This window comes from Mangrovimonas yunxiaonensis (assembly GCF_000733475.1).
Taxonomy (GTDB): Bacteria; Bacteroidota; Bacteroidia; order Flavobacteriales; family Flavobacteriaceae; genus Mangrovimonas; species Mangrovimonas yunxiaonensis.
Genome location: NZ_JPFK01000009.1, coordinates 73,433 through 96,262 on the forward strand (window position 1 = coordinate 73,433; position 22,830 = coordinate 96,262).

Here is a 22,830-nt window from a genome sequence, read left to right on the forward strand (position 1 = left end):
GTTATATCCTTTCTTTTATTAATGTAAACTGCATGCTAACTTTATGTCGAACGCATTATCTAAATAACGACGCTGCATGCCGGGTTTGTTTTTAGACCAATAGGCGGTTTTTACTTCATCCGAAAGTATCCCTTCATCTTTATAGTCCAAAATAATGGCCTCTGGAGATAGCATTGTAATTATTTTCTTCAGCTTATTGCTATCCGTTTCGTTGATGTTTTCTGAAATGGCCAACACATGATAGGTGTCTTGCTGAAATTTTTCGATGGCTGTCTCGACATTGTCAACTGTTAAAACCTGCCAGTTTAAAATGCTAGGCCGTGTTGCATGCTTTGTTACAACCAATGTTTTTAAATGTCTCATAATAAATCCTTTCTTTTCTTCCCATTAAATGGGATTAATTACCCGATGTTTCCATCGATTTCCTATTTAAAACATCCCGCGGGTCGCCCCTACGTTTTATTTTAATGTAAAATTACGGCAACAAAAAAAGGTGTGCATTGACCTATGGTAAGAATGGATTAGGTGCAATAAAACTAATGGTTAGGTTTGAAATTCGCATCGGCTAGGGCCTTACGAACGCGGCTTAAACTCTCTGGCGTGATGCCCAAATACGAAGCGACCATCCATTGCGGAACACGCAGCAAAATATCGGGGTGCATGCTTACAAAATCTAAATAGCGTGTTTTTGCCGATACGCCTAACAGCTGACTGATGCGCTTATACAAATGCCGAATATGGTTTTGCAACAACTGCTCGTTTTTTTCTCTAAAACCAGCATTCACCTGCGATACCTCGTTTATAAAATGTTCGTCTAGCATGACTACTAGGGTGTCCTCGACAGCATCGATATAGTAGGTAGATGGTTCTTGAAAAAACACACTTCCCCTATCGCTTACAATCCACCCTTCGGTAGCAAATTGCAAGATATTTTCTTTGCCTTCTTCGTTTAACGCATACATGCGCAACAGGCCCTGTTCAACAAAAAAGAAATGCGAACAAATGGCGCCCTGTTTTAGTAAAAACTCGGTTTTGGGAATTGTTTTGGTTTGAATAAACGGCTGTATTAAAGCGTAATCGTCTTCCGATAGGCCGCCTTTTTCAATCAGGTGTTTTTTAAAGTTGGGTAAGCTCATCCTGCTTGGGTGGTTTTAACAGCAAATCGTTAGGTTTTGTTATTCATTTTCATTTGATACAGGTCGAAACCTGCTGCCCAAAAGTCCTTTTCTATGCGCTCAAGCTCGAAGCCCATTTTTTCATAAAACCTATAGGCCATTTGGGTTGTTCTAACCATAATATGCTCGATATTAGTTTTCGTACTCAAGTGTTTTAGCCGGTATTGTACAAGCTGTTTGCCTATGCCCTGACCGTGATATTTGGGGGCGATTATATCCCAGGACATTCGAGCGCTCTTTTCGCTCGGGAAATAGTTAAGCCCTCCAGCCCCAATAATTTCAGAATCGCTTTCATAAACAAAATAATCCTCCACGGCATGGTCTAGATATGTTATTAAATCGGAGGTTTCAGAAACGTCAAAATAGTCGGGGGTGTTTTGTTTTAACAATTCGATTATTCTTGGCTTATCGGTATTTGAATATGCTCTAATCATAATGCTTTGTTATAGCTCTCTTGAAATTAATGACCGATGGTCTGTGTGTGGTTTAAACACCTAATTTAGTAAAATAAGATACTAAAACCTAGCACATTTTAAGCCGCCTTATTTTTGGACACAGCATAATAAAAAAACGGTTCAAGTATGCACTTAAACCGTTTTTTGTTTGATTAAAATCTAAGTTTATTTTAGGTTTTCACTAAAGAACATCTGCAATTTAGCAAACGGAATAACATCCGTTTGATCGTATAAATCGGTATGGACTTTATTTGGTTAACATGCTGCCACCACCAAAATTCTACATAATATATCTAGAACTTAGGGGCTAAGCATCCAAAAACATAAAGAGGCAACGCTGTGGGCAAAAACGAACCACGCCCTACTCTACTTCTGCCGCGCGAAGAACAATATTTTTTTCAGCTAGGTAAAACGTCTCTTTTTTTACCGTTGTAAGTATGCAGTCTACACCTTTTTTACGCATGCGCTTGCGGCAATGCTTGCTTAAAAACGGATCGTCGTTAAAAATAAAATCCGGTAAGTTGTAGGCCGCTTCTCCAGCTGCTTTAACGCTCGCATGAATACGCCTTAACTCCTTACTGTGCAGATATGACCCCGGAATAAACGTGTAAAACGTATACACACCATCGGCATTGGTTTTTACCCAACCACGGTGGTACACATAGCGCTTATCGTTTTGGGTTCTCACATCAAACTTTCCTTGCTCACCAGCATGACGAATAAATACAATAACATCTTTAGCAGGTGTTATGCCATCTGGCTGGTACACAATGCCCGTAAGTTTTAGAGGTGTTGTTTTGGATTGAAACTCCGGAATGCTATCTGTATTGGTTAAACGGTTAGCATCAAAATCGTAAATCGCATGGCGCGTAGCATAATCAAAAGGGATATCCTCTAAAACGTTTGCTGCATCTTGAGCTTTAACAATTTGAAGAACGCTCAAAAAACAACCTAATATCAATAGCCTACTCATAACAAAAATCATCATTTAACACGCTCAAAATTAACCCATTAATCTGGTATTGTTAAAAAAATCTTATGAACGCATTAAAAAAACGATAAACGTAACACGCAGGCTTTCAACGACTTATTTTACCGATGTATGACGGCGGTTTTCAGGAACAACCATACTGCCCATAAAAAAGCAAAAGCAGCCCGATAACAGACTGCTTTTAGCTATCAACTAAAACTAACCAACCAAAAACACTACACACGTAGTGTACTATTAAAAATACTTTTTATCATTATGCCAGCTCTGTAACAAACTGGTCCTTAGGGGTGCGTACCTTCTTCATGTTTACCAACCAATCGTTACTTTCGTCTCTATACCCTAAGGTTAATACCAAGGCAGACTTAAGTCCTTTTTGGTCTAGCTGTAAAAGTTGGTCCAATGCTTCGGCATCAAACCCTTCCATTGGGGTGGCATCGACCTTTTGTTCGGCTGCGGCAGCAATGGCCATTCCAAAGGCAATATAAGCCTGTTTTGCCGCATGGTTTGCGTGCCACGCGTCGCCTAGGGGTTCGTATAACCCCCATAAACGGGCCTTGTAAGCATCCATAGTATCACTTGGTAAATTACGCGCTTGTAACGTCGCTTGAAATACGGTTTCTATACGCTCTAAGGTATAATTGTCCCATGCCGCAAATACCAAGACGTGCGAGGCATCGACAATTTGGTTTTGATCGAAGGCAATGGGTTTTATTTTTTCCTGAAGTTCTTTATTTGTAATTACAAAAACTTCATATGGTTGAAGCCCTGACGATGACGGTGCCAAACGTGCAGCTTCTAAAATGTAATCTATTTTTTCTTGCGGAACGGTCTTTCCGTTCATGGCTTTAACGGCATAACGCCACTGTAAATCATTAATTAAACTCATATTCTTATTTAAGGGATTTCATATCGATTACAAATCGATATTTAACATCAGATTTGACTACTCTATCGTAAGCCGTATTAATGTCCTGCATATTAATCATTTCTATATCCGATACAATATTGTGCTCGCCACAGAAGTCTAGCATCTCTTGGGTTTCTTTAATACCACCTATTAGCGAGCCTGCTATGCGCTTGCGCCCCATAATAATGCCGCCTCCGTGGAAGGGCTCTAACGGCTCGACCGCACCAACAATAACCATAGTCGCATCAATTTTAAGCAACTGGATGTAAGGGTCCATATTATGGCCTACAGGAATGGTATTCAATATAAAATCGAAACTCCCTGCATGTTTTACCATATCGTCTTGGTTTGTAGAGATTAACACTTCATGCGCACCCAAAGCTTTGGCATCGCTGCCTTTTTCTGGCGACGTGGTAATCATAACCACCTCGGCGCCTAATGCATTGGCAAATTTTACGCCCATATGCCCTAGTCCGCCAAGACCTACAACCCCTACCTTATCGCCTTTTTTTACATTCCAATGGCGCAATGGCGACCATGTTGTAATACCGGCACATAATAGTGGTGCGGCGGCAGCGGGATCGATATTTTCTGGCACGCGAAGCACAAACTCCTGATCGACAACCACCATGGTGGAGTAACCTCCATACGTTTTTTGTCCTGGTATGTGTGCATCGCTACTGTTGTAAGTAAAAGTAGCGCCATTTTCGCAAAACTGCTCCAAATCGTTTTTACAGGAGTTACAGGATTGACAGGAATCAACCATACATCCTACACCTACTAAATCCCCTTCTTTAAAGTTGCTAACATCTCCTCCAACACTTACTACGCGTCCTATAATTTCGTGTCCAGGAACAACAGGGTATTTTGCGCCTCCCCATTCGTTTCTAGCAGTGTGAATATCACTATGGCAAACACCACAGTAAAGGATATCTATTTTAACATCGGTTTCTCCAACATCTCTACGTTTTATATCTAACGGTTCTAAAGCATTTTCTGGTGCCATAGATCCGTATGCTTTTATTGTTGTCATTGTATCTTGTTTATTGATTAAGATTAATATGTAACTTAATATCAGTATCTAAAAGTTTTGAGATTGGGCAAACGTTTTTAGCATTTGTAGCCACCTCTTTAAACTTTTCTTCGCTTATACCAGGTACATCGGCTTGTAAATTCAGTTCTATTTGTACAATACTACCATCTTGAAAATTTACTGAGGAAGCAACATCTAATGTGTTTGGTGTTACACCTTCTTCTCCTAATAAAAAGCTTAATTGCATGGCAAAGCATCCTGCATGAGCTGCCCCTACAAGCTCTTCAGGGTTGGTGCCATCACCATCCTCAAATCGTGTATGAAACGAATAGCTTGTATTGTTTAAAACTTTACTATCGGTTGTTAAGGTACCGCTTCCTTCTTTTCCGGCTCCTTTCCATACTGCTTTTGCGTGCCTTGAAAATTTCATAGTTGTGTGTGTTTAATTGGTTTTATTTAATTCTGCTTTTTTATAATCGGTATAGCCTTTTTCGCCTTGCGTGTAAAAGGTATCGTTATCCCATTTGGTTAGTGGAATACCATGCTGAAACTTTTCAACTAAGTCTGGATTAGATATAAATGGTTTACCAAAAGCTACCAAATCGGCTAAACCATCAGCTATAATTTTATTTCCAGATTCTTGAGTAAATCCAGCATTAATCATTAATGTACCATTATATAGTGGTCTAAAATGCTCTGCTATATTGGTTACAGCATGAGGCACATTAGAAACATCGGTAAACGGTTCAGATAAATGCACATACGCTAGATTGTAATTATTTAATCTTTTAATGATGTATTCGAAGGTTGGTATCGTTTCTTCATCAACGGTTATTCCAAATAACCCATGTAAAGAAGGATTAAATCTTACGCCAATTTTATCTTCTGGCACAACTTGCTTGACAGCCTCTAAAACCTCAAAAAAGAATCGACTTTTATTTTCGGTATTTCCACCATATTCATCTGTTCTTGTATTAGAACAATTACTAAAAAATTGATGAAATAAATACCCATTTGATGAGTGAATTTCTACACCATCAAACCCAGCTTCCATGGCATTAGCTGCTGCATTTTTAAAATCGGCTACGGTTTGCTTAATATCCTCCTTTGTCATTTCACGAGGCGTTACAGTGTCTTTAAATCCGTTAGGGGTAAATGATTGTGCCTTAGGATTGATTGCTGATGGAGCTAATGGAAGTTCGCCATTATGAAAATCGGGATGCGATATGCGGCCAACATGCCATAATTGAATATAGATTTTACCACCTTTGTCATGCACGCGTTGGGTAACGTTTTTCCAGCCTTCAACTTGAGCTTTACTGTGTATTCCAGGTGTAAAAATGTAACCAACAGCCTGTTTAGAAACTTGCGAACCTTCTGTAATAATTAGTCCTGCTGATGCTCTTTGCTCATAATACAACGCATGCATTTCTACTGGTTTTCTTTGCTCGTTATCGGCACGACTTCTCGTCATAGGCGCCATAACAATTCGGTTTTTTAGGGCTAGTTTGTGATAAGGTTTTAATAGTGATTGTGACATTAGTTTAATTTTATGCTTAGGGATTTTAATTGTCTTTAAGATACTACATTTAGCCATTACTAAAACATCTTTTAGCTGTCTTTTCATTGTACCAAGACAATGGTATACAAAAATAAGGGACATAAATTAGAATATAATTGACCTAAATCAATTCACAAAATTTTAACCTTTAAGTTGCCTGCGCACCCTACTCAGGCTTTCGGCAGACATTCCCAAATAGTTGGCTATGTAATAATTAGGCACCCTATCTTGAATGGTAGGGTAAAGTTCGCAAAACTCCTGATAACGCGCTTTTGCTGAGTTATGTAAGGTAGACAAAATACGCTTTCGCTGGGCAACAAAGGCATTGGTAACCAGAACACGGAAGTAACGTTCAAAAATAGGTGCTTCAATTAAAAGTTGATTAAAGTGTTTTTTACTTAGCGCAAATAAAGTCGCATCTTCTATAGCTTGAATATATAACTTGGACGGAGTATTATTAAAATAAGCATCGAAATCGCCTATCCACCAGTCTTCAATAGCAAACTGTACAATGTGTTTATTGCCTTTGGTATCTAAATAATATGCAATTAAACACCCCTTTACAACAAAGTATTCGTTATGAATAAAGGTCTCTGGCTTTAATAAAAACGCCTTTTTTTGAATGTTAATAGGTGCTAACCTAGAGGTGAAGGCTTGTAGTTCCTCTGTCGAGGTTTTTACATAATTAGCTATATGCTTTTCAATGCTTTGATACATGATTGTTTTTAAATACAGAAGTATTATCGTATAAGGTAAATATACATATTAAAAAAACGACGCATAGAAATACGTCGTTTTTTACAGATTTTATTTTATTAGTGCTATTCTACTTCATTGCCGTGAATATCTAATTCTACCATAGGCTTACCTAACTTTTTAACTTCCTGCCATTGCGATTCTTTATCCCCTACTACCACATAAAGCATGTCCTTTTCTTGTAAGTATTTATTAATCATGTTATGATAGTCGTTTAACGACATGGCTACCAATTCATTTTGATCTTGCTTTACAAAATCTATAGGTTTATTGTACTTACTAATATCTTGTAGCATGCCAAGTTTTGCGCCAAGACTTTCGAAAGCTCTCGTATTTCCTTTAAGGAGCTTGTCTTGGGTTATTTTTACTTCATCTGCTCCAAAATTACTAGCATAATTAGTTACCATATCTTGTATAATTTCTAAAGATGCCAAGGTAGCATTTGTTCTAACGCTGGAGTTAATGTAAAACGGCCCTACTTCTTTACTTTTTCGTACACCAGAGTAAGCGCCATAAGTATACCCTTTTTCTATACGCAATGTTTGAAATAGACGTCCGCTTGAACCACCACCTAAAATTTCGTTAGCAAATGCTAAATTATTGGCCTCTGGATTGGTTTCCGACAAGGCCAATTTACCAACATATAATACCGATTGTTTAGCCCCTGGAACATTAACAAAATATACGGTGTTTGTTTTAGGTGTTTCTGGCAAACTATATTGTGGTTGTTCTGGTTGTGGTGTATTCCAATCGTTTAATATACTCGCTATATCCATGACTTGAGACTGGCTTAAATCGCCTGCTACGTGCAAGTTTGCGCCTTTTGGAGATAGATTACTGTAAAACGCTTTAAGATCATCTATTGTGATGCTTTTAACGGTTTCTAAGGTTCCTGAGGTTGGTACACCAAAGCCGTGATTGTTGCCATAAAGTAATTTTGCATAAACGTTATAAGCAATTCGCCTTGGGTTAGATTCGCTATCTTTTAAACTAGTTTCTATGGCCTGCTTTAAACGCTTAAACTCTTTAGTATCCCAACGAGGTTCTAAAATAATTTCTTTAACCAAACGCATGGTTTCATTAAAATTTTTAGCCAAACAAGACCCTGAGATGTGCATGTCTTCTGAAGCTGTATACATGCTAATATTGGCGCCTAAAAGCCCAATAGCTTCTTCTAATTCGGCAGGTGTTTTATTGGCTGTTCCCTCCATCATAAGGTCGGTAAATAAGTTAGCGACACCAGATTTCCCTTCTGGATCCATTAAATGTCCTCCAGGAATGGTAATATCGAACTGTATTAAAGGCACCTCATTATTTTCAATACCATAAACGGTTAAGCCATTTTGTAAATTTCCTCGATAAACTTCTGGCGCTTCAAACAATGGTAACTCTCCAAAAGGGGGTTCGCTTCTATCGTATTTAGATGGTGTTTTTTCGTATTCGGCTTCTTCGCCTTGGCTAACTTCTTCACTCGCGACATCTTGTTTTACTTCTTCAATCCATACTTCGGCTTTATCAGCATCTGTTACCGCCAATTCTAATTGTCCTTTAGGAACAACACTTGTCATAACATAATTTGCATTTTTTATATACGTATTATACACGCGCATAATATCTTCTGATGTAACTGCTTGGGTAAGTTTTGCGGTTTGCGTAATATAACTAGGATCGCCATTAAACTCGTTGTCTTGAGCTAATTGAAAAGCCTTATTTAATACAGTACTTACACCGCGATATAGATTTGTTTCTAATTCGGCTTTAATACGTTTTAAGTCTTTTTCGCTAACGCCTTGTTCTTCAAAACGTGTTAATCCTTCATTTATAGCTAGTTTTACACTATCTAAATCGGTCCCAGCATTAGCGCGTACTCTAAACACAAACTCTCCTGCCAATTCGCTACTGCTTTGATAAGTGCTAACATCAGGCGTTAGTTTTTGCTCTTCAACAAGCACTTGATATAACGGTGCTTTTTTGCTGCCGCTTAATAAATTACCAAGAATTTGCAAGGCATAAGTGTCTTTATGATACTCTTCTACAGTAGGGATTACCATACGCAATTCTGGCAGTTTTGCAAAGTCATCTTCAAAGTATAATGATTTTGTTTTATTTAAAGTTACGGGCATGGGTTGTAATGGCTCGACATCTGGTCCTCTTCTAATTTCACCAAACCACTGCGCTACTTTTTGTTTTGTTTCGGCTACATCTATATCTCCTGCTATTACTAATGTCGCATTTGCAGCACCATAATATTGGTTGTAGAATTCCTTAACATCATCTATTGTAGCTGCCTGCAAATCTGGCAACTGCCCAATAACCGTCCAGTTATAAGGATGCCCTTCTGGATATAGATTTTTACGAATAATTTCATCGGTATAACCATAAGGTGCATTATCTACACGTTGGCGTTTTTCATTTTTAACCACTTGTTTTTCTCTTTCTAGAGCTGCTTTAGTAACGGTGTTTATCATATAACCAAAACGATCGGAATCGATCCACATAATTTTATCGAAAGCATCTTTTGGTACCACTTCGTAATATACAGTCCCATCGTTCCAGGTGCCTCCATTTCGGCTTCCTCCCCATTCTGGAATCATTTTTCTATTGGCACCACGAGGCACATTTTCAGAATCGTTAAAACTCATGTGCTCAAAAAAGTGCGCAAATCCTGTTCGCCCAGGTTTTTCTCTATTAGACCCCACATGCATCATAGTAGCCACGGCTACAATAGGGTCGCTATGGTCTTGGTGTAAGATAACTTCTAGGCCATTGTCTAGAGTGAACTTTTCATAATTAATTTTGAATTCTGTTGGTTTTACTCCCGTCACGTCTTTTTGTATTTTTTCTTTACATGAAACTAAAGATACAACAAGTAATACGAGCGATAATTTAATGTATTTCATTGATGTTAATTTGTTAATCTAGCTAAAAGTACGTATAAATGATTAAGCATAACTTTAATGTAAAGTTAAAATTGCTTTTAGCAGTGTTCTTAAGTTTTTTAGGTTGTATTTTTGTAGGTTGAAAACCAAATTTAAATGAAACTACTTTTAAACACCTTCCGCATTGTAGCCTTACTAGAAGGCCTATCGTACATCTTATTGTTATTTATAGCAGTCCCCATAAAATATTTTGGTCAGGATCCGCAATACGTAAAGCTTCTAGGCATGCCACACGGTTTGCTTTTTGTAGGATACATTGTATTAGCCGTTTTAATAGGAAAAGAATTAAAATGGTCTACCAAAACATTTACGGTGGTATTTTTGGCTTCAATCCTGCCTTTTGCTACCTTTTATGTAGACCAAAAAATCCTTAAAAAAACCATTCCTGTAAATGCAGCATCTTAAAGACTTTTTTTATAACCTTTTTGTAGAATCAGGCCTTTCCGAAACCGTTTCCAGCTACTTGAACATGTTGGTGTTGGCAGCGCTTTTATTAATCGTACTGTTTATCGCCGATTTAATCGCGCGAAAAATTTTGGTAAGGGCATTTCATTCGTTTGCAGGGCGGTCTAAAACACACTTCGACGATCTTCTAGTGGAGCACAAAGCCCCAAATTACATAGCCCATTTGGTCCCTTTGTTAATCACGCTTGAATTGTTCCCTATAGTTTTTAGCGACTTCCCCAATTTTGAAGCACCTGTAGAGAAACTGATAAAAATTTACGGGATTTTACTGTTCATTTGGATTTTAAGAAGTGTTTTAAAAACCTTTGAAACCTATATTAAAACCATCCCTCGACTAAAGGACAAGCCCATAGACAGCTACATACAAGTAGTCATGCTCTTTATGTGGGTGGTTGGTGTAGGGTTTGCTTTTGTTGTAATTACCAACATTTCCATCTGGAAATTCTTTACCACCCTTGGGGCGGCTTCTGCTGTTTTACTATTAATTTTTAAAGACACCATTTTAGGGTTTGTTGCCAGCATACAGGTTGCCGTTAACGACACCATTAGAATTGGCGATTGGATTACCATGGAAAAATATGGCGCCGATGGCGATGTGATTGAAATTAACCTATCGACCGTCCAGGTGCAAAATTTCGATAAGACCATCACCAACATTCCTACCTACGCCTTAATTTCCGATGCCTTTAAAAACTGGCGCGGCATGAGCCAATCTGGTGGGCGCCGCATTAAGCGCTCTATCGTTATTAAAGCGAGTAGCGTTTGCTATTTAAGCGATGAACGTATTGAAACCTTAAAAGGCATTCAGCTTATAAGCGATTATTTAACCGACAGGCAGTCTAGCATTAAGGAATTTAACCAAAAGCATAACATTGATAAATCGTTGTTGATTAACGGCAGAAACCTAACCAATTTGGGCGTTTTTAGAAAATACGTCCAATCGTATATCGAAAACCACCCGGCCATTAATAAGGACATGACCATTATGATACGACAGTTGGCGCCATCAAGCCAAGGTATTCCTTTAGAAATATACGCCTTTAGTAGCGATAAACGATGGGAAAATTACGAGTACATTATCGCCGATATATTTGACCATTCGTTGGCTGCAGTCCCGTATTTCGACCTTAAGGTTTTCGAGCTTAGTATAGGCCCCGATCATGAAACCGCATAAAAATACCCCCAAAAAGTGCCTCACTTTTTGGGGGTGTTTTTTTGTATTTGCAATACCATTTAATTGCTACCAGATTTCGCCTCTTCAATCATGGTTTCGTTTGGTACAATCGCAATGTTTACTCTACGGTTCTTAGCACGTCCTTCAACGGTACTGTTGTCGTATTTAGGCTGTGTTTCGCCAAACCAATTGGCTGTAAACCTCGATGCGCTTAACCCGTTTTGAATAAAATACCCCATAACAGCGTTGGCGCGGTTTTTAGACAGGTTCATGTTGTAGCCTGCATCGCCTGTGCTATCGGTATGCCCTACAACCAACACATTGGTATCTGGGTACTCTTTAAACACATTAATCAGCTTATTTAAGGTTTGTTGCGAAGCGGCATTAATGTTATACTTTTCGGTATCGAAGTATACCCCGCTATTCTCATCAAAAGTGACTACAATACCATGATCTACACGCTCTACTTGGGCACCTGGCACTTCTTCTTCTATACGTTGGGCCTGTTTGTCCATTTTATGACCAATAAGCACCCCAGCGCCACCGCCTACAACACCGCCTATTACAGCGCCTAGCTCGCCATTGCCGCCTTTACCTACATTGTTACCAATAATGGCACCAATAATGGCACCACCGGCTGTTCCTATAACAGCACCTTTTTGTTTATTGTTTGCGTTTTTTGTCGCTTCGCAGCTTGTAACCCCTATAAAAAGGATTAAAGCCACCGCTATTGCAGCGTATTTAGTTACTATTGTTTTCATGTCTATTCGTTGATTTTAGTAAAATTCATATAAATTGTAAAAGGACTACCGTCTAACATAACCGTTTGTTGCCATTGCATGTTGGTCTCGCTTAAATGAGCTAACTTAACACGGAAGCCTTTGTTGGTTTCAGATTTGTGCTTCTCGTTGGTGGGTTTCAATAGAAAATCGTACAACCCAGACGTTTTATCAACTTCATCAATTGTAAATACGAAATGTCGCTCACTACTGTCGCAATCCATACCGCTTAAGGTGTATATCCCAGTGTTGTTGTTAGGAATAAATCGCCAAGTACTAGCCTCGAAACAGGCTTTAGATGCGTCGTTAAACAAGGTTACGTTAAACTCGCCTCCTTCGCTATATGTGATTTCATTTAGGCTCCAATACCCTTTCATAACGCGTTTTGAAAGGCTTTTGGTCGAGCCACAAGAAACCAACACAACCGATAAGAGTAATAAGAAAAAAGATTTTTTCATGGTGTGTGGTTTTAAGTTATTAACATTTTAATATACGAATTCCATTACAATTTTAGATGTTATTTATATGTTAAGACTTAAGCTAACCGGTCCTTAACAAACTCTACCTGAGTCTTTCCATGAGGTGTTGGCAAGCCATCTTTACCCAAGTTTACCATAATAATCTTATCGATGGTCAAGATTGTTTCTCGGGTCATTTTATTTCTCGCCTCACACCTAATGGTTAGCGACGTTTTTCCAAAGTTAACAACCTCCATACCCAACTCGACAATATCGCCTTGCTTTGCCGAACTCATAAAGTTTATTTCCGACATGAATTTGGTGACAATGCGCTTATTCTCCAACTGAATAAGGGTGTACAAAGCGGCCTCTTCGTCTATCCATGCTAAAAGCCGACCACCAAACAAGGTGCCGTTTGGGTTTAGGTCTTCGGGTTTTACCCATTTGCGTGTGTGAAATCTCATAGTTATAATAATTTTCCTTGGTTATCGTTATTGGGGATGGTTAGGCTACAGCCCAACGCCTTGTTTAATTTTTTAATAAAATAGGCCGCTAGCAAGGGCGATTCTTTTTCGATGTTTTGATGAATAAAAAAAGCCACTTCTTTCACGCCCTGCTCCTGCCACTGTACAATACGGGTTACCCACTCATCCAGCCGGGTATAATCCGATTCGTGATTGGCCCCTACATAACGCACAAAGGCTGTAGCGTTGGTTAAACGCATGTGCATTAAATCGCGCCTTCCAGCAGTATCAACAATAATATTAGCAATGTTGTTATCTTCCAATACGGTGTAAAGCTGCTTGGCAATAACGGGGTCGTTGTACCAATCGGTATGTCTAAATTCTATAGCCAAAGGAATTTCTTTAGGCCAACTTTCTGCAAAGGCCACCACCCGATCAAAATCCTTAGGAGCAAAGTTGTTATGCAACTGCAAGAAAATGGTTCCTAGTTTTTCCTTTAGGTTAATAGCATTGTACAGGTAGTTTTCTACAACCTCCTTTACATCGTTAAGCCGTTTCCAGTGGCTTATTTCTTGATTTAGCTTAGGGAAAAATTTAAACCCTTCAGGGGTTTTATTGTACCACTTTTCAAACTGTTCTGCTGGAAAAACTCTATAAAACGTCGCATTTAGCTCAATGCTGTTAAATTGTCTGGAATAGTATTCCAACTCGTCTTTTGTACCTCTTGGGTAAAAACCTTTTAAATCGGCGCGGTTCCATTTGGCACAACCTACATAAATTTTTGGAGGCGTATCGTCCTTTGTTTTAAGCAACACTTTTTTGGTTGCCATATGGTCTTGTGGTAACGTAAAATCGATTGTTTCGGGCTGTTCTACACGTCCAAATTTCATTGTAGCTGTTGTTTTATGTAAAGATACTCGATATTCTTTAGCTGTGCCAACAACGCGCATAATAAAGGTTTATGCCGCCATATTAAACCGCTATTGTTAATAACCTTGTTAACATCAATTTACACAACGGTTTAGATGAAGCCCTCATCTTTTTAAATTTATTAAAAACTTCTAGAAATGAGCAATCGAAACCAAGACCTCTTGCAGTGCCGTCCTCAAATCAGTTCAATAGTTTTTTCAAAGGACATGAGTAACGATGAATATTTTCAGAACAAAACGTTAAGACCCATTATTAAGTTGCAAAACGATTTGTTTATCGAGGTATTTAAAAATTATGCCAATAAGCATAAAAATGTCTTTTATGATTTATCGGGACAAAAACAGATAAATTACATTGAAAACGCCATACACAAGGACATGAAGTTTAGAAACTCGCTTAAAGGTATGGTTATTGGGCAGTTTACACTTGATGAATACACTTTTTACATCACCAACTCATCGGCCTTAAACAAGCGTATGATGAATTTGGTAAAAGAGCAGCTCATAGACCATTTAATGGTTTTACAAAAGCACCCGGTGCTGCAGGCTATATAATAGACTCGCCGTTAAGATTGGTGGTAAGCACGCTACTCATATAATCGAAAAAAGGGCGAACAGCCTTAAAGCTGGTACTAACCTCGTCGATAAATCCTTCGGAAGTGACTTGGCTATCGGTATAGGTTTTTGTAAAAATGTACTGTTTCTTTTTAATAAGATCTATGGCTGGATGGTTTTTATCAAAACCACGGGGCGCTGTTTTTACTTCATCGCCAACCAAATCGCCCCAGACCGCCTTAAACGACGGGTTATTTATTATGCTGCGCAGGTCTTCACTATCGGCTTCAAACTCTTTTCTAACCCGCATTAAATCGTCTTTATTGGGCGCCCAAAATCCCGTTGCAATAAACGATTGGTTGTTTGGCGCAAGCTGCAAGTAATAACCACCCCTAAGCTCTGGTTTTTTTCGGTGAAATGTGCCTCCTATATGGGTTTTGTAGGGTTGTTTGTTTTTTGAAAACCTAACATCTCTATAAATACGAAACATTTTAAGAGCATCGATGGTGTCGTGCTCGTTAAGCCGAGCCATCACCTTTTCGTAAGCTTGCTTAACGTTGGCCTCTATGCGCTTAAAATCGCTCTTATGTGCGTTAAACCAATCGCGGTTATTGTTCTTCTCAAGCTGTTTGAAAAAATTTAGCAGTTCTATTGGTATGGGTGTTGTCTTCATAAAAACAAGGGATTGGGTTTAAAAATAAAAAAACGCCACAAATTATGTGGCGTTTTTTATATTTCTTTAGCATTGCTCCTATTAATAAACAGACTCTTTGTTAAAGTGTTTGGTTAGCAAATAGTAAACTACTGCTCTGTATTTGTTACGGTTAGACTTGCCGTATTGCTCCATAACTTTTTCGATACCTTCGTCTAGAGCTGGACCATCGCTCAAGCCTAGTTTTTTGATTAAAAAGTTGTTTTTTACGGTAGTCAACTCAGATGCATCAGATCCAGAAACCGTTTCAGCATCTGCATTGTAAATTGATGGGCCTAAGCCAATGGTTACGTTCGTTAACAGCGCCATGTCTGGAGTAACACCTACTTTACTTTTTAAATCATCAGCATACTTTGCAATCAATTCGTCTCTTTTGCTCATTTTTATCTTTTTTAGGTTAAAATATTAATGTCCTTAAATATAGGTATTTTATAGGACACCAAAAAAAAGCAAACGTCACATTTAACGATTATTTAATGAATTTGAAGTAGTTAAGCAACACCTCGTCATTTACAGTTCTTGGTGTAAACACCTCTAACAATTTTGGTGTTTCTGAATCATTAAAAAAGCCCTTTAGCGCACCTTCCAACTCGGTAAGACTTGTTGTGGTACTATACTCTATCCCGTACATCGCGCACAATTGTTTTGCGGTTAGCGTATGCTTGGTCTCGAAAAAGCGATCAAAATTATCGGTGTTTTTATGGCCTGGCAGTATTCTAAAAATGCCACCGCCATTGTTATTTACCAAAATGATTCTAAAGTTTTTAGGAATGTAGGCATTCCACAACGCGTTGCTATCGTAAAAGAAGCTCAAATCGCCAGTAATAAAGGTGGTTTGTTTGGTAGACGCCAAGGCAAATCCTATGGCGGTACTCGTGCTGCCATCTATACCACTGGTCCCTCTATTACAATACACCTCTAGGGTTTTATTTAAGTCGAATAACTGCGCATACCTAATGGTCGAGCTGTTACTTAACTGTAAAGCACTGTTGTCTGGCAATGTTTTAAAAATGGTATTATACACCAAAAAATCGCTATAGGGTATGGTATTTAAATACGCTTCGTGTTTTTCTTTACGGTGTTTTTTAACAGCCTTCCAATAGCCCTTATAATCACTTTTTCGCTGATGGGTTAATTGAGGCAAAAACGTTTTGAAAAAATCATTCGGACGCATTTTAATGTGCTTGTCCAAGCAAAAAAAGGTGTCGTTCGCGTTTACCGGATCGATATGCCAGTGCTGCTTGGGTTGGTACGTTCTTAAAAACGCCTTGATTTTTTTTGATACAATCAATCCGCCAAAAGTTAATAAAACATCAGGCTGTAACTGCTCCAGTTCACTTTCGGTTAAAGGCCAAATAAGCTTATCTATACTCGGAAAAAAGGCTTTGTTATGAAGGTTGGAAGTCGTTTCGGTAAACACCACAATACTATCGTCATCGGCCAAGTCTTTCAGCCAAGACGCATCAATGCTATCTGGCTGGTTTACACCTACTAAAATCATTTTTCTTGAAGCACTACTCCAAATATCCAAACACGCTTTAAGTTCTGCCAAAGGCAGTGTTTCCGTTCGCATTTTGGGAGCGATAACCTCTGGCGTTACGGTTGGCTTGTCTACCATATCATACAGCGGCTCATTAAACGGCACGTTAATATGTACAGGGCCCTTTTTAGCTATGGCTTTGTTTATGGCTGCGTTAATCGCTTCTTCATTAGCCTTTTGAATTTCCTGTTTAATGCCCAAAAAACGCTCTAGCCTGTTTTCTAGGTTTTTAATGATAACTGGCTCATCATCATCACGGCGTTTTTTTGGGGGATCTAGGTCCAGTTTTAAATTGGCAGAATGTAAGATATGGTTCTTATAAACTTCTGGCTGGTTTATGGTTTGGCCATCGCCTATGCCTATAAGGTGCTCTGGGCGATCTGCCGATAGCACCACCAAAGGAATGTGGCTGTAAAACGCTTCGGCAATAGCCGGATAATAATTTAACAACGCACTCCCCGAAGAGCACACCAAAGCAACCGGATGCTTTAAGTTTTGCGCCATGCCCAGTGCAAAAAAGGCCGCGCATCGTTCGTCTACAATGCTGTAGCAATTAAAATAATCATCCTCGGTAAAACCTATGGTTAATGGGGCATTACGACTGCCTGGAGAAATAACAATATGCTTTATGTTTTTTGCTTTACAAAGCTGAACAACAGTTTGCGCTAACGGAATTTTAGGGTATGCCATTGACTTAAAAATAGACCTACAAACAGCCCTTAGGATGTTTGGTCTTGGTTATTGGGTAAAATTACGAAATACCCACACGATACAAAACTATTGCAAAACCTTTTTCATGGTCATGGCTTTTGCCACGGTTTCGTTCCATTCGGACTCCGCATGAGAGTCCTTCGTTATCCCACCGCCAACAAAAACATTTGCCATACTGCCTACCACCTCCATACAACGCAAATTTACATACAAATTGGTCGCGTTTGTTAACGCCCTATACACATTGTTTTCTATGTTTCTGGGATTGCGGTTTCTAGATTTATCCACTTTTAAATTGAGCTCTCCCAAAAACCCTGTGTAAAAAGTACGCTGATAGTTTTCATTATTTATGATGAAGTTTTTAGCCGCCAATTTTGGCAACCCACATACTGCCGGCGTTGGATGCAAAGCATCTATAACAGGTTTTAAGCTGCTTTTTAAAAGCGCCGTAATAGAGGTTTGAAGATGCAACAACTTCCCTGCCTTTACCGTTTTTACATTACCTTGTTTTAAATGGGTTACATACGGCTCTAAGCTATCCGAAATAAAGGTTGTTACAAATGCTTGCTCTTCTTTCTCTTTTACCCCCCAAGCAACTTCTAAGCTGCCTGTGTATTGTTGGGTGCCTGCCAAGGCCATTGTAGACAAACGCTTGTTTTCAACACTCAACAAAGTTTCTGGCGTAGCGCCCAACCACAGCCCCACTTTTGGGTGATACCAGCAGTACACAAAGGCCGTGGGATAGCTTGCCAACAAGTCTGCAAACAACTTAAAAACCGAATCGGACTTTATAGCAACAGACTCTTTACGGGATAAAACCACTTTTTCAAATTTATTGGTGCGTATGGCTTCAATACCTTTTTCCACCAACCTAATGTGTCTGTCCTTCTCTGTTTCATCTACCTCAAACACCTTGTCTTCAGCATGCTTAAAAACTACATCCTCAAAATCACTTTCAATATTTTTTGAAGTCTCATTAGGAATTAAAACGGTCTGATCTGCATTATCAAACGGCGCAAAAACAAAGCCACTTTCGGTAAAATCTACCGCCAAATGCAAACTATCGTCTTGCTGCAGCAAGGCTTTCACCTGCTTTTGGTTAGGCTTTCTGTATGCTACAAAAGGCAACTGGCTTTTGTATTGTTGCTCAAGCAACTCTAAAAAAGACGGCATTTCCATTATTTTTTTCTTGGCAAACTAATGGTTGATAAGCGGCATATTGAAACCAAATTGTCTTGCTCGTCTGTAATGCGAATGTCCAAAAGCTGAGTGGTCCTTCCTTTGTGTAAAAACGTGGCTTTGGCATACACATAGCCCTCGGTTACGCTTTTTAAATGGTTGGCCGTAATCTCTATTCCTCTAACAAATTTCTCTTCTATATTGGTAAAAATATGCGAGGCGAAGCTTCCAACACTTTCGGCCAAAGCGGCCGTTGCTCCACCGTGCAATACTCCGTCTGGCTGATAAACACGGGAATTTACAGGCATTCTAGCCGTAAGAAAATTGTCGCCAAAATCTATTATCTCAATCTCTAGGGTCTCCATCAAGGTATTTTTGCTTGCTGCATTAGCCTGGGCTAGAACAGCTTCTTTTGTAAGTGCCATAGGTGTGTTTTTCTTCATTTTGTGTTTTTAAATGCGCTACCACTTTCTTTTATAACATCGCTTCAGCCAAATCTTTTACTTTCGTTCGAAATGGTAGTGCAAAAACCTTAATTTTGAGGTTTTGTCAAAAATACAAAACCAAACACAATAATGAATTCTACAGAAAAAGAAATCTCCTACACGGCAACAAATTCGTACAGCACCTTAAACACCCTTTCTAATCAAACTAAAAACATTTGGTTTGTTTGCCATGGCATGGGGTATTTAAGCCGGTATTTCTTGCGGTATTTTAGTAGCCTTTCGCCAGAGGAAAACTACGTTATTGCCCCTCAAGCACAAAGCAAGTACTACATTGCTCCAAAAATGAAACATGTAGGCGCCAGTTGGCTTACCAAGGAGAATACCTTGAAGGAAACCGAGAACGTGATGCGCTATTTTGATGCGATTTTTAATACTGAAAAGATAACACCCGACAAGAACTTAATGTTATTAGGGTATTCGCAAGGAGTAAGTGTTGTTATGCGTTATATGGCCAAACGCCAATTGTCATGCCAACGGTTAATTATCCATTCTGGAGGAATTCCTAAAGAACTTACTCCAAAAGATTTCGAGTATTTAAACCTAAAAACCAAGGTTAATTTGGTTTACGGCACCCAAGACGAATATCTTGACCACAACAGAATTGAACAAGAAGAACTAAAGGCTAAGGCGCTTTTTGGCGACCGATTAAGCCTCCATCCTTTTGAAGGCAAACACGAAGTAAACAGCAGCCTAATCAAGGTTTTTAGCGAATGAATTTTCACCGCTTGAAAACGTAGTAAAGCGACTTAAAATCATTAACTTTGTTACCCTAAATACAAATTAACACAACAATAAAAATGTCATACAGAATTGAGAAAGACACCATGGGCGAGGTTCAAGTTCCATCGGATAAACTTTGGGGCGCACAAACAGAACGCTCAAGAAATAACTTTAAAATTGGTGCTCCGGCTTCTATGCCCTTAGAAGTTGTTTATGGTTTTGCCTACCTTAAAAAGGCTGCCGCCTATACCAACCACGAATTAGGCGCCCTTGATGTTAAAAAAAGAGATTTAATCGCGACAGTGTGCGATGAGATTTTAGCGGGCAAACACGACGATCAATTCCCATTGGTTATCTGGCAAACAGGTTCGGGCACACAAAGTAACATGAATGTTAATGAGGTTATTGCCAACCGCGCCCATCAAATTGCAGGAAATGCTATTGGAGAAGGTGAAAAAACCATTCAACCTAACGACGATGTTAACAAATCGCAATCCTCCAACGACACCTTTCCTACCGGAATGCACATTGCCGCTTACAAGAAAATAAAGGAAGTTACCATTCCTGGTGTCATCCAATTGCGCAACACACTACACCAAAAGGCCATCGAGTTTAAAGATGTTGTAAAAATTGGCCGTACACACCTTATGGACGCCACACCCCTAACCTTAGGTCAAGAGTTTTCTGGATACGTATCGCAGTTAGACCACGGCTTAAAGGCTCTGGAAAACACCCTGCCCCATTTGGGCGAATTAGCCCTTGGAGGTACAGCCGTTGGCACCGGATTAAACACTCCTGAAGGCTATGCCGTACTGGTAGCCAAATACATTGCAGAGTTTACCAACCTGCCTTTCACTTCAGCAGAAAATAAATTTGAGGCGCTTGCCGCCCACGATGCATTGGTTGAAACCCACGGCGCTTTAAAACAACTGGCGGTTTCCCTTAACAAAATTGCCAACGACATTCGCTTAATGGCCTCTGGACCAAGGTCTGGAATAGGCGAATTAATTATCCCTGCCAATGAGCCTGGAAGCTCTATTATGCCAGGAAAAGTAAACCCTACCCAATGCGAAGCCCTAACCATGGTTTGCGCACAGGTTATGGGTAATGATGTTGCTGTTACTGTTGGAGGCACCCAAGGGCATTACGAACTTAATGTTTTTAAACCCATGATGGCCGCCAATGTTTTGCAATCGGCGAGATTAATTGGTGATGCTTGTAAAAGTTTTGAAGCGCATTGCGCTAGCGGCATAGAACCAAACCACAATACCATTAAACAATTACTAAACAATTCGCTAATGCTGGTTACCGCTTTAAACACCAAAATAGGTTACTATAAGGCTGCCGAAATTGCTAATACAGCCCACAAAAACGGTACGACTTTACGCGAAGAAGCCATTAACCTTGGCTATGTTACCGCCGAAGAATATGACGAATGGGTAAAACCAGAAGCCATGGTAGGTAGCTTAAAATAAAATCCTGATTCACACAAAACGCCAACCCCCATTGGCGTTTTGTATGTTTAAAACATCCAACCCAAAAAACAATCAAAATTGTCAATACTAATAAAAAACATCAAAGAGCTGCTTCAGGTAAGGGAAAACAATGTTACGCTTGTTAAGGGAGCAGACATGAAAACGCTTCCAACCCTAAAAAACGCCTATGTGCTTATTGAGCATGATACCATTGTTGAATATGGCTCTATGGCCGACCTTGGAGAGATTGAAGCCGAAACCATTATCGATGCCACAGGGAAAATCGTGCTCCCCACCTGGTGCGATTCACACACACATTTGGTCTATGCCGGCAATCGCGAACAAGAATTTGTAGACCGCATAAATGGTTTAAGCTACGAAGAGATTGCCAACCGTGGCGGTGGCATCTTAAATTCGGCTGCAAAACTTCAAAACATGGACGAGGATGAGCTGTATAACATTTCAGCAGAAAGGCTTATAAATGTTATGAAACAAGGCACTGGGGCTATCGAGATAAAATCTGGATACGGCCTAACTGTCGAGGCCGAACTAAAAATGCTACGCGTTATTAAACGCCTAAAACAGGAATTCCCCATAAAGGTTCGCGCCACATTTCTTGGAGCACATGCTTTCCCAAAACAATACAAAGAGCAGCCCGACAGCTATATCGATTTAATTGTTAACGAGATGATTCCGCTAGTAAGCCGTGAACGACTGGCTGATTTTATTGACGTGTTTTGTGAAAAAGGCTACTTTAGCCTAGAGCAAACAGCACGCATTCTGGAGGCTGGAAAAGCGCATGGGTTAACCCCTAAAATTCATGTTAATCAATTTAATGCTTTTGGCGGCGTTGCCTTAGGAGTAAAGCACCAAGCCCTTTCTGTAGATCATTTAGAGATCATGACCGATGAAGATGTTGAGGTATTAAAGAACTCAAACACCATGCCTGTAGGGCTACCGGCCTGTTCTTATTTTATTAGCATTCCGTACACGCCCGCAAGACAGATTATAGATGCCGGTTTGCCATTTGCCCTAGCAACCGATTACAACCCCGGAACCTCCCCAACAGGCAATATGAACGTTGTTGTTAGTGCCGGTTGTATTAAAATGAAAATGACTCCAGAAGAAGCCATTAATGCCGCAACCATAAACGGAGCGTATGCCATGGGCATTAGCAACATGTATGGCAGTATTTGCAGAGGTAAAAAAGCCAACCTAATGATAACCAAGCCCATTTCGAGCTACAACTATCTCCCCTACGCCTTTGGCGACAATTTAATTGATCAGGTGATTATAAACGGTAGCATTATTTAAAAAAAAGAAAGCCAGAAGTAAAACTTCTGGCT

Annotated in this window: 25 protein-coding genes; 6 read left to right on the top strand and 19 right to left on the bottom strand. The window is 39.5% G+C overall.

What is annotated here, in order from left to right; all coding sequences use genetic code 11:
* Positions 1-18: 18 nt before the first annotated feature.
* The 10 genes from IA57_RS11580 to IA57_RS11625 form a co-directional block, all read right to left on the bottom strand.
* On the bottom strand, positions 19-363 hold the full coding sequence (locus IA57_RS11580) for a hypothetical protein (RefSeq protein ID WP_036123857.1): 345 nt from the start codon (positions 361-363) through the stop codon (positions 19-21).
* A gap of 173 nt (positions 364-536) precedes the next feature.
* Entirely contained in the window at positions 537-1,136 is a 600-nt protein-coding gene (locus tag IA57_RS11585) for a Crp/Fnr family transcriptional regulator (RefSeq protein WP_036123859.1), read from the bottom strand.
* 29 nt (positions 1,137-1,165) lie between these two features.
* Complete coding sequence (locus tag IA57_RS11590; RefSeq protein ID WP_036123863.1) at positions 1,166-1,609, bottom strand: GNAT family N-acetyltransferase; 444 nt, start codon at positions 1,607-1,609, stop codon at positions 1,166-1,168.
* 382 nt (positions 1,610-1,991) lie between these two features.
* On the bottom strand, positions 1,992-2,618 hold the full coding sequence (locus IA57_RS11595; protein ID WP_229730282.1) for a peptidase associated/transthyretin-like domain-containing protein: 627 nt from the start codon (positions 2,616-2,618) through the stop codon (positions 1,992-1,994).
* 256 nt (positions 2,619-2,874) lie between these two features.
* Positions 2,875-3,507, bottom strand: coding sequence for an NAD(P)H-dependent oxidoreductase (locus IA57_RS11600; RefSeq protein ID WP_036123866.1), 633 nt, complete (start codon positions 3,505-3,507; stop codon positions 2,875-2,877).
* A gap of 4 nt (positions 3,508-3,511) precedes the next feature.
* The gene (locus IA57_RS11605) at positions 3,512-4,561 is read right to left on the bottom strand and encodes an NAD(P)-dependent alcohol dehydrogenase (protein ID WP_036123869.1); all 1,050 of its coding nucleotides are present in this window, start codon (positions 4,559-4,561) and stop codon (positions 3,512-3,514) included.
* A 10-nt stretch (positions 4,562-4,571) separates the two neighbouring features.
* Positions 4,572-4,991 carry an OsmC family protein gene (locus IA57_RS11610; protein ID WP_036123872.1) on the bottom strand — a complete coding sequence of 140 codons (420 nt, stop codon included), beginning with the start codon at positions 4,989-4,991 and terminating at the stop codon, positions 4,572-4,574.
* Positions 4,992-5,003: 12 nt separating this feature from the next.
* Positions 5,004-6,101, bottom strand: coding sequence for an alkene reductase (locus tag IA57_RS11615; protein WP_036124162.1), 1,098 nt, complete (start codon positions 6,099-6,101; stop codon positions 5,004-5,006).
* Between the two features lie 162 nt (positions 6,102-6,263).
* Entirely contained in the window at positions 6,264-6,839 is a 576-nt protein-coding gene (locus IA57_RS11620; protein WP_036123875.1) for a Crp/Fnr family transcriptional regulator, read from the bottom strand.
* 104 nt (positions 6,840-6,943) lie between these two features.
* A complete protein-coding gene (locus IA57_RS11625) occupies positions 6,944-9,778 on the bottom strand; it encodes a M16 family metallopeptidase (protein ID WP_036123877.1) in 2,835 nt (944 codons plus the stop codon).
* A gap of 135 nt (positions 9,779-9,913) precedes the next feature.
* Here IA57_RS11625 and IA57_RS11630 point away from each other — a divergent pair, with 135 nt between their 5' ends.
* The gene (locus IA57_RS11630; protein ID WP_036123880.1) at positions 9,914-10,222 is read left to right on the top strand and encodes a DUF3817 domain-containing protein; all 309 of its coding nucleotides are present in this window, start codon (positions 9,914-9,916) and stop codon (positions 10,220-10,222) included.
* On the top strand, positions 10,209-11,456 hold the full coding sequence (locus IA57_RS11635; RefSeq protein ID WP_036123882.1) for a mechanosensitive ion channel family protein: 1,248 nt from the start codon (positions 10,209-10,211) through the stop codon (positions 11,454-11,456). The genes IA57_RS11630 and IA57_RS11635 overlap by 14 nt, the downstream gene beginning before the upstream one ends.
* Before the next feature lie 59 nt (positions 11,457-11,515).
* Here the strand turns inward: IA57_RS11635 and IA57_RS11640 are convergent, their stop codons facing one another.
* The 4 genes from IA57_RS11640 to IA57_RS11655 all read right to left on the bottom strand — a co-directional run bounded on the left by IA57_RS11640 (position 11,516) and on the right by IA57_RS11655 (position 14,047).
* Positions 11,516-12,217 carry an OmpA family protein gene (locus IA57_RS11640; RefSeq protein WP_036123885.1) on the bottom strand — a complete coding sequence of 234 codons (702 nt, stop codon included), beginning with the start codon at positions 12,215-12,217 and terminating at the stop codon, positions 11,516-11,518.
* A 2-nt stretch (positions 12,218-12,219) separates the two neighbouring features.
* A complete protein-coding gene (locus tag IA57_RS11645; RefSeq protein ID WP_036123888.1) occupies positions 12,220-12,693 on the bottom strand; it encodes a lipocalin family protein in 474 nt (157 codons plus the stop codon).
* A 77-nt stretch (positions 12,694-12,770) separates the two neighbouring features.
* A complete protein-coding gene (locus tag IA57_RS11650) occupies positions 12,771-13,157 on the bottom strand; it encodes an acyl-CoA thioesterase (RefSeq protein ID WP_036123891.1) in 387 nt (128 codons plus the stop codon).
* Between the two features lie 2 nt (positions 13,158-13,159).
* Positions 13,160-14,047 (bottom strand): DUF72 domain-containing protein, encoded by an 888-nt coding sequence (locus IA57_RS11655; RefSeq protein WP_036124165.1) that lies wholly within the window; start codon positions 14,045-14,047, stop codon positions 13,160-13,162.
* A gap of 177 nt (positions 14,048-14,224) precedes the next feature.
* On the opposite strand from IA57_RS11655, the gene IA57_RS11660 reads away from it, so the two are divergent.
* Entirely contained in the window at positions 14,225-14,641 is a 417-nt protein-coding gene (locus IA57_RS11660; RefSeq protein WP_036123894.1) for a hypothetical protein, read from the top strand.
* Here the strand turns inward: IA57_RS11660 and IA57_RS11665 are convergent.
* The 5 genes from IA57_RS11665 to IA57_RS11685 form a co-directional block, all read right to left on the bottom strand.
* Positions 14,634-15,314: a DUF2461 domain-containing protein gene (locus tag IA57_RS11665; protein WP_036123897.1), complete on the bottom strand. Its 681-nt coding sequence runs from the start codon at positions 15,312-15,314 to the stop codon at positions 14,634-14,636. The two genes, IA57_RS11660 and IA57_RS11665, sit on opposite strands and share 8 nt — an antisense overlap.
* 81 nt (positions 15,315-15,395) lie before the next feature.
* On the bottom strand, positions 15,396-15,734 hold the full coding sequence (locus tag IA57_RS11670) for a DUF2853 family protein (protein WP_036123900.1): 339 nt from the start codon (positions 15,732-15,734) through the stop codon (positions 15,396-15,398).
* Between the two features lie 88 nt (positions 15,735-15,822).
* The gene (menD, locus tag IA57_RS11675) at positions 15,823-17,583 is read right to left on the bottom strand and encodes a 2-succinyl-5-enolpyruvyl-6-hydroxy-3-cyclohexene-1-carboxylate synthase (RefSeq protein WP_036123903.1); all 1,761 of its coding nucleotides are present in this window, start codon (positions 17,581-17,583) and stop codon (positions 15,823-15,825) included.
* A gap of 87 nt (positions 17,584-17,670) precedes the next feature.
* Entirely contained in the window at positions 17,671-18,777 is a 1,107-nt protein-coding gene (locus tag IA57_RS11680) for a chorismate-binding protein (RefSeq protein ID WP_308418513.1), read from the bottom strand.
* Positions 18,778-18,782: 5 nt separating this feature from the next.
* Positions 18,783-19,208 carry a PaaI family thioesterase gene (locus IA57_RS11685; protein WP_036124167.1) on the bottom strand — a complete coding sequence of 142 codons (426 nt, stop codon included), beginning with the start codon at positions 19,206-19,208 and terminating at the stop codon, positions 18,783-18,785.
* A gap of 150 nt (positions 19,209-19,358) precedes the next feature.
* Here IA57_RS11685 and IA57_RS11690 point away from each other — a divergent pair, with 150 nt between their 5' ends.
* From IA57_RS11690 to hutI, 3 genes are all read left to right on the top strand, one after another.
* Positions 19,359-20,003, top strand: coding sequence for an alpha/beta hydrolase (locus IA57_RS11690; RefSeq protein WP_036123909.1), 645 nt, complete (start codon positions 19,359-19,361; stop codon positions 20,001-20,003).
* Positions 20,004-20,086: 83 nt separating this feature from the next.
* Positions 20,087-21,484 carry a class II fumarate hydratase gene (fumC, locus tag IA57_RS11695; RefSeq protein WP_036123912.1) on the top strand — a complete coding sequence of 466 codons (1,398 nt, stop codon included), beginning with the start codon at positions 20,087-20,089 and terminating at the stop codon, positions 21,482-21,484.
* Positions 21,485-21,562: 78 nt separating this feature from the next.
* Positions 21,563-22,798, top strand: coding sequence for an imidazolonepropionase (gene hutI, locus IA57_RS11700; protein WP_036123915.1), 1,236 nt, complete (start codon positions 21,563-21,565; stop codon positions 22,796-22,798).
* Positions 22,799-22,830 lie beyond the last annotated feature (32 nt).

Excerpts from the sequence above, each read along its gene's own strand:
- IA57_RS11645 (WP_036123888.1), bottom strand. The coding sequence starts at position 12,693 with ATGAAAAAATCTTTTTTCTTATTACTCTTATCGGTTGTGTTGGTTTCT.
- IA57_RS11625 (WP_036123877.1), bottom strand. The coding sequence starts at position 9,778 with ATGAAATACATTAAATTATCGCTCGTATTACTTGTTGTATCTTTAGTT.
- IA57_RS11580 (WP_036123857.1), bottom strand. The coding sequence starts at position 363 with ATGAGACATTTAAAAACATTGGTTGTAACAAAGCATGCAACACGGCCT.
- IA57_RS11635 (WP_036123882.1), top strand. The coding sequence starts at position 10,209 with ATGCAGCATCTTAAAGACTTTTTTTATAACCTTTTTGTAGAATCAGGC.
- IA57_RS11585 (WP_036123859.1), bottom strand. The coding sequence starts at position 1,136 with ATGAGCTTACCCAACTTTAAAAAACACCTGATTGAAAAAGGCGGCCTA.
- IA57_RS11670 (WP_036123900.1), bottom strand. The coding sequence starts at position 15,734 with ATGAGCAAAAGAGACGAATTGATTGCAAAGTATGCTGATGATTTAAAA.
- IA57_RS11655 (WP_036124165.1), bottom strand. The coding sequence starts at position 14,047 with ATGAAATTTGGACGTGTAGAACAGCCCGAAACAATCGATTTTACGTTA.
- IA57_RS11630 (WP_036123880.1), top strand. The coding sequence starts at position 9,914 with ATGAAACTACTTTTAAACACCTTCCGCATTGTAGCCTTACTAGAAGGC.
- IA57_RS11665 (WP_036123897.1), bottom strand. The coding sequence starts at position 15,314 with ATGAAGACAACACCCATACCAATAGAACTGCTAAATTTTTTCAAACAG.
- menD (WP_036123903.1), bottom strand. The coding sequence starts at position 17,583 with ATGGCATACCCTAAAATTCCGTTAGCGCAAACTGTTGTTCAGCTTTGT.
- IA57_RS11595 (WP_229730282.1), bottom strand. The coding sequence starts at position 2,618 with ATGATGATTTTTGTTATGAGTAGGCTATTGATATTAGGTTGTTTTTTG.
- IA57_RS11615 (WP_036124162.1), bottom strand. The coding sequence starts at position 6,101 with ATGTCACAATCACTATTAAAACCTTATCACAAACTAGCCCTAAAAAAC.
- IA57_RS11680 (WP_308418513.1), bottom strand. The coding sequence starts at position 18,777 with ATGCCGTCTTTTTTAGAGTTGCTTGAGCAACAATACAAAAGCCAGTTG.
- IA57_RS11610 (WP_036123872.1), bottom strand. The coding sequence starts at position 4,991 with ATGAAATTTTCAAGGCACGCAAAAGCAGTATGGAAAGGAGCCGGAAAA.
- IA57_RS11650 (WP_036123891.1), bottom strand. The coding sequence starts at position 13,157 with ATGAGATTTCACACACGCAAATGGGTAAAACCCGAAGACCTAAACCCA.
- IA57_RS11605 (WP_036123869.1), bottom strand. The coding sequence starts at position 4,561 with ATGACAACAATAAAAGCATACGGATCTATGGCACCAGAAAATGCTTTA.
- IA57_RS11640 (WP_036123885.1), bottom strand. The coding sequence starts at position 12,217 with ATGAAAACAATAGTAACTAAATACGCTGCAATAGCGGTGGCTTTAATC.
- IA57_RS11600 (WP_036123866.1), bottom strand. The coding sequence starts at position 3,507 with ATGAGTTTAATTAATGATTTACAGTGGCGTTATGCCGTTAAAGCCATG.
- IA57_RS11590 (WP_036123863.1), bottom strand. The coding sequence starts at position 1,609 with ATGATTAGAGCATATTCAAATACCGATAAGCCAAGAATAATCGAATTG.
- IA57_RS11660 (WP_036123894.1), top strand. The coding sequence starts at position 14,225 with ATGAGCAATCGAAACCAAGACCTCTTGCAGTGCCGTCCTCAAATCAGT.
- IA57_RS11685 (WP_036124167.1), bottom strand. The coding sequence starts at position 19,208 with ATGGCACTTACAAAAGAAGCTGTTCTAGCCCAGGCTAATGCAGCAAGC.
- fumC (WP_036123912.1), top strand. The coding sequence starts at position 20,087 with ATGTCATACAGAATTGAGAAAGACACCATGGGCGAGGTTCAAGTTCCA.
- IA57_RS11620 (WP_036123875.1), bottom strand. The coding sequence starts at position 6,839 with ATGTATCAAAGCATTGAAAAGCATATAGCTAATTATGTAAAAACCTCG.
- IA57_RS11690 (WP_036123909.1), top strand. The coding sequence starts at position 19,359 with ATGAATTCTACAGAAAAAGAAATCTCCTACACGGCAACAAATTCGTAC.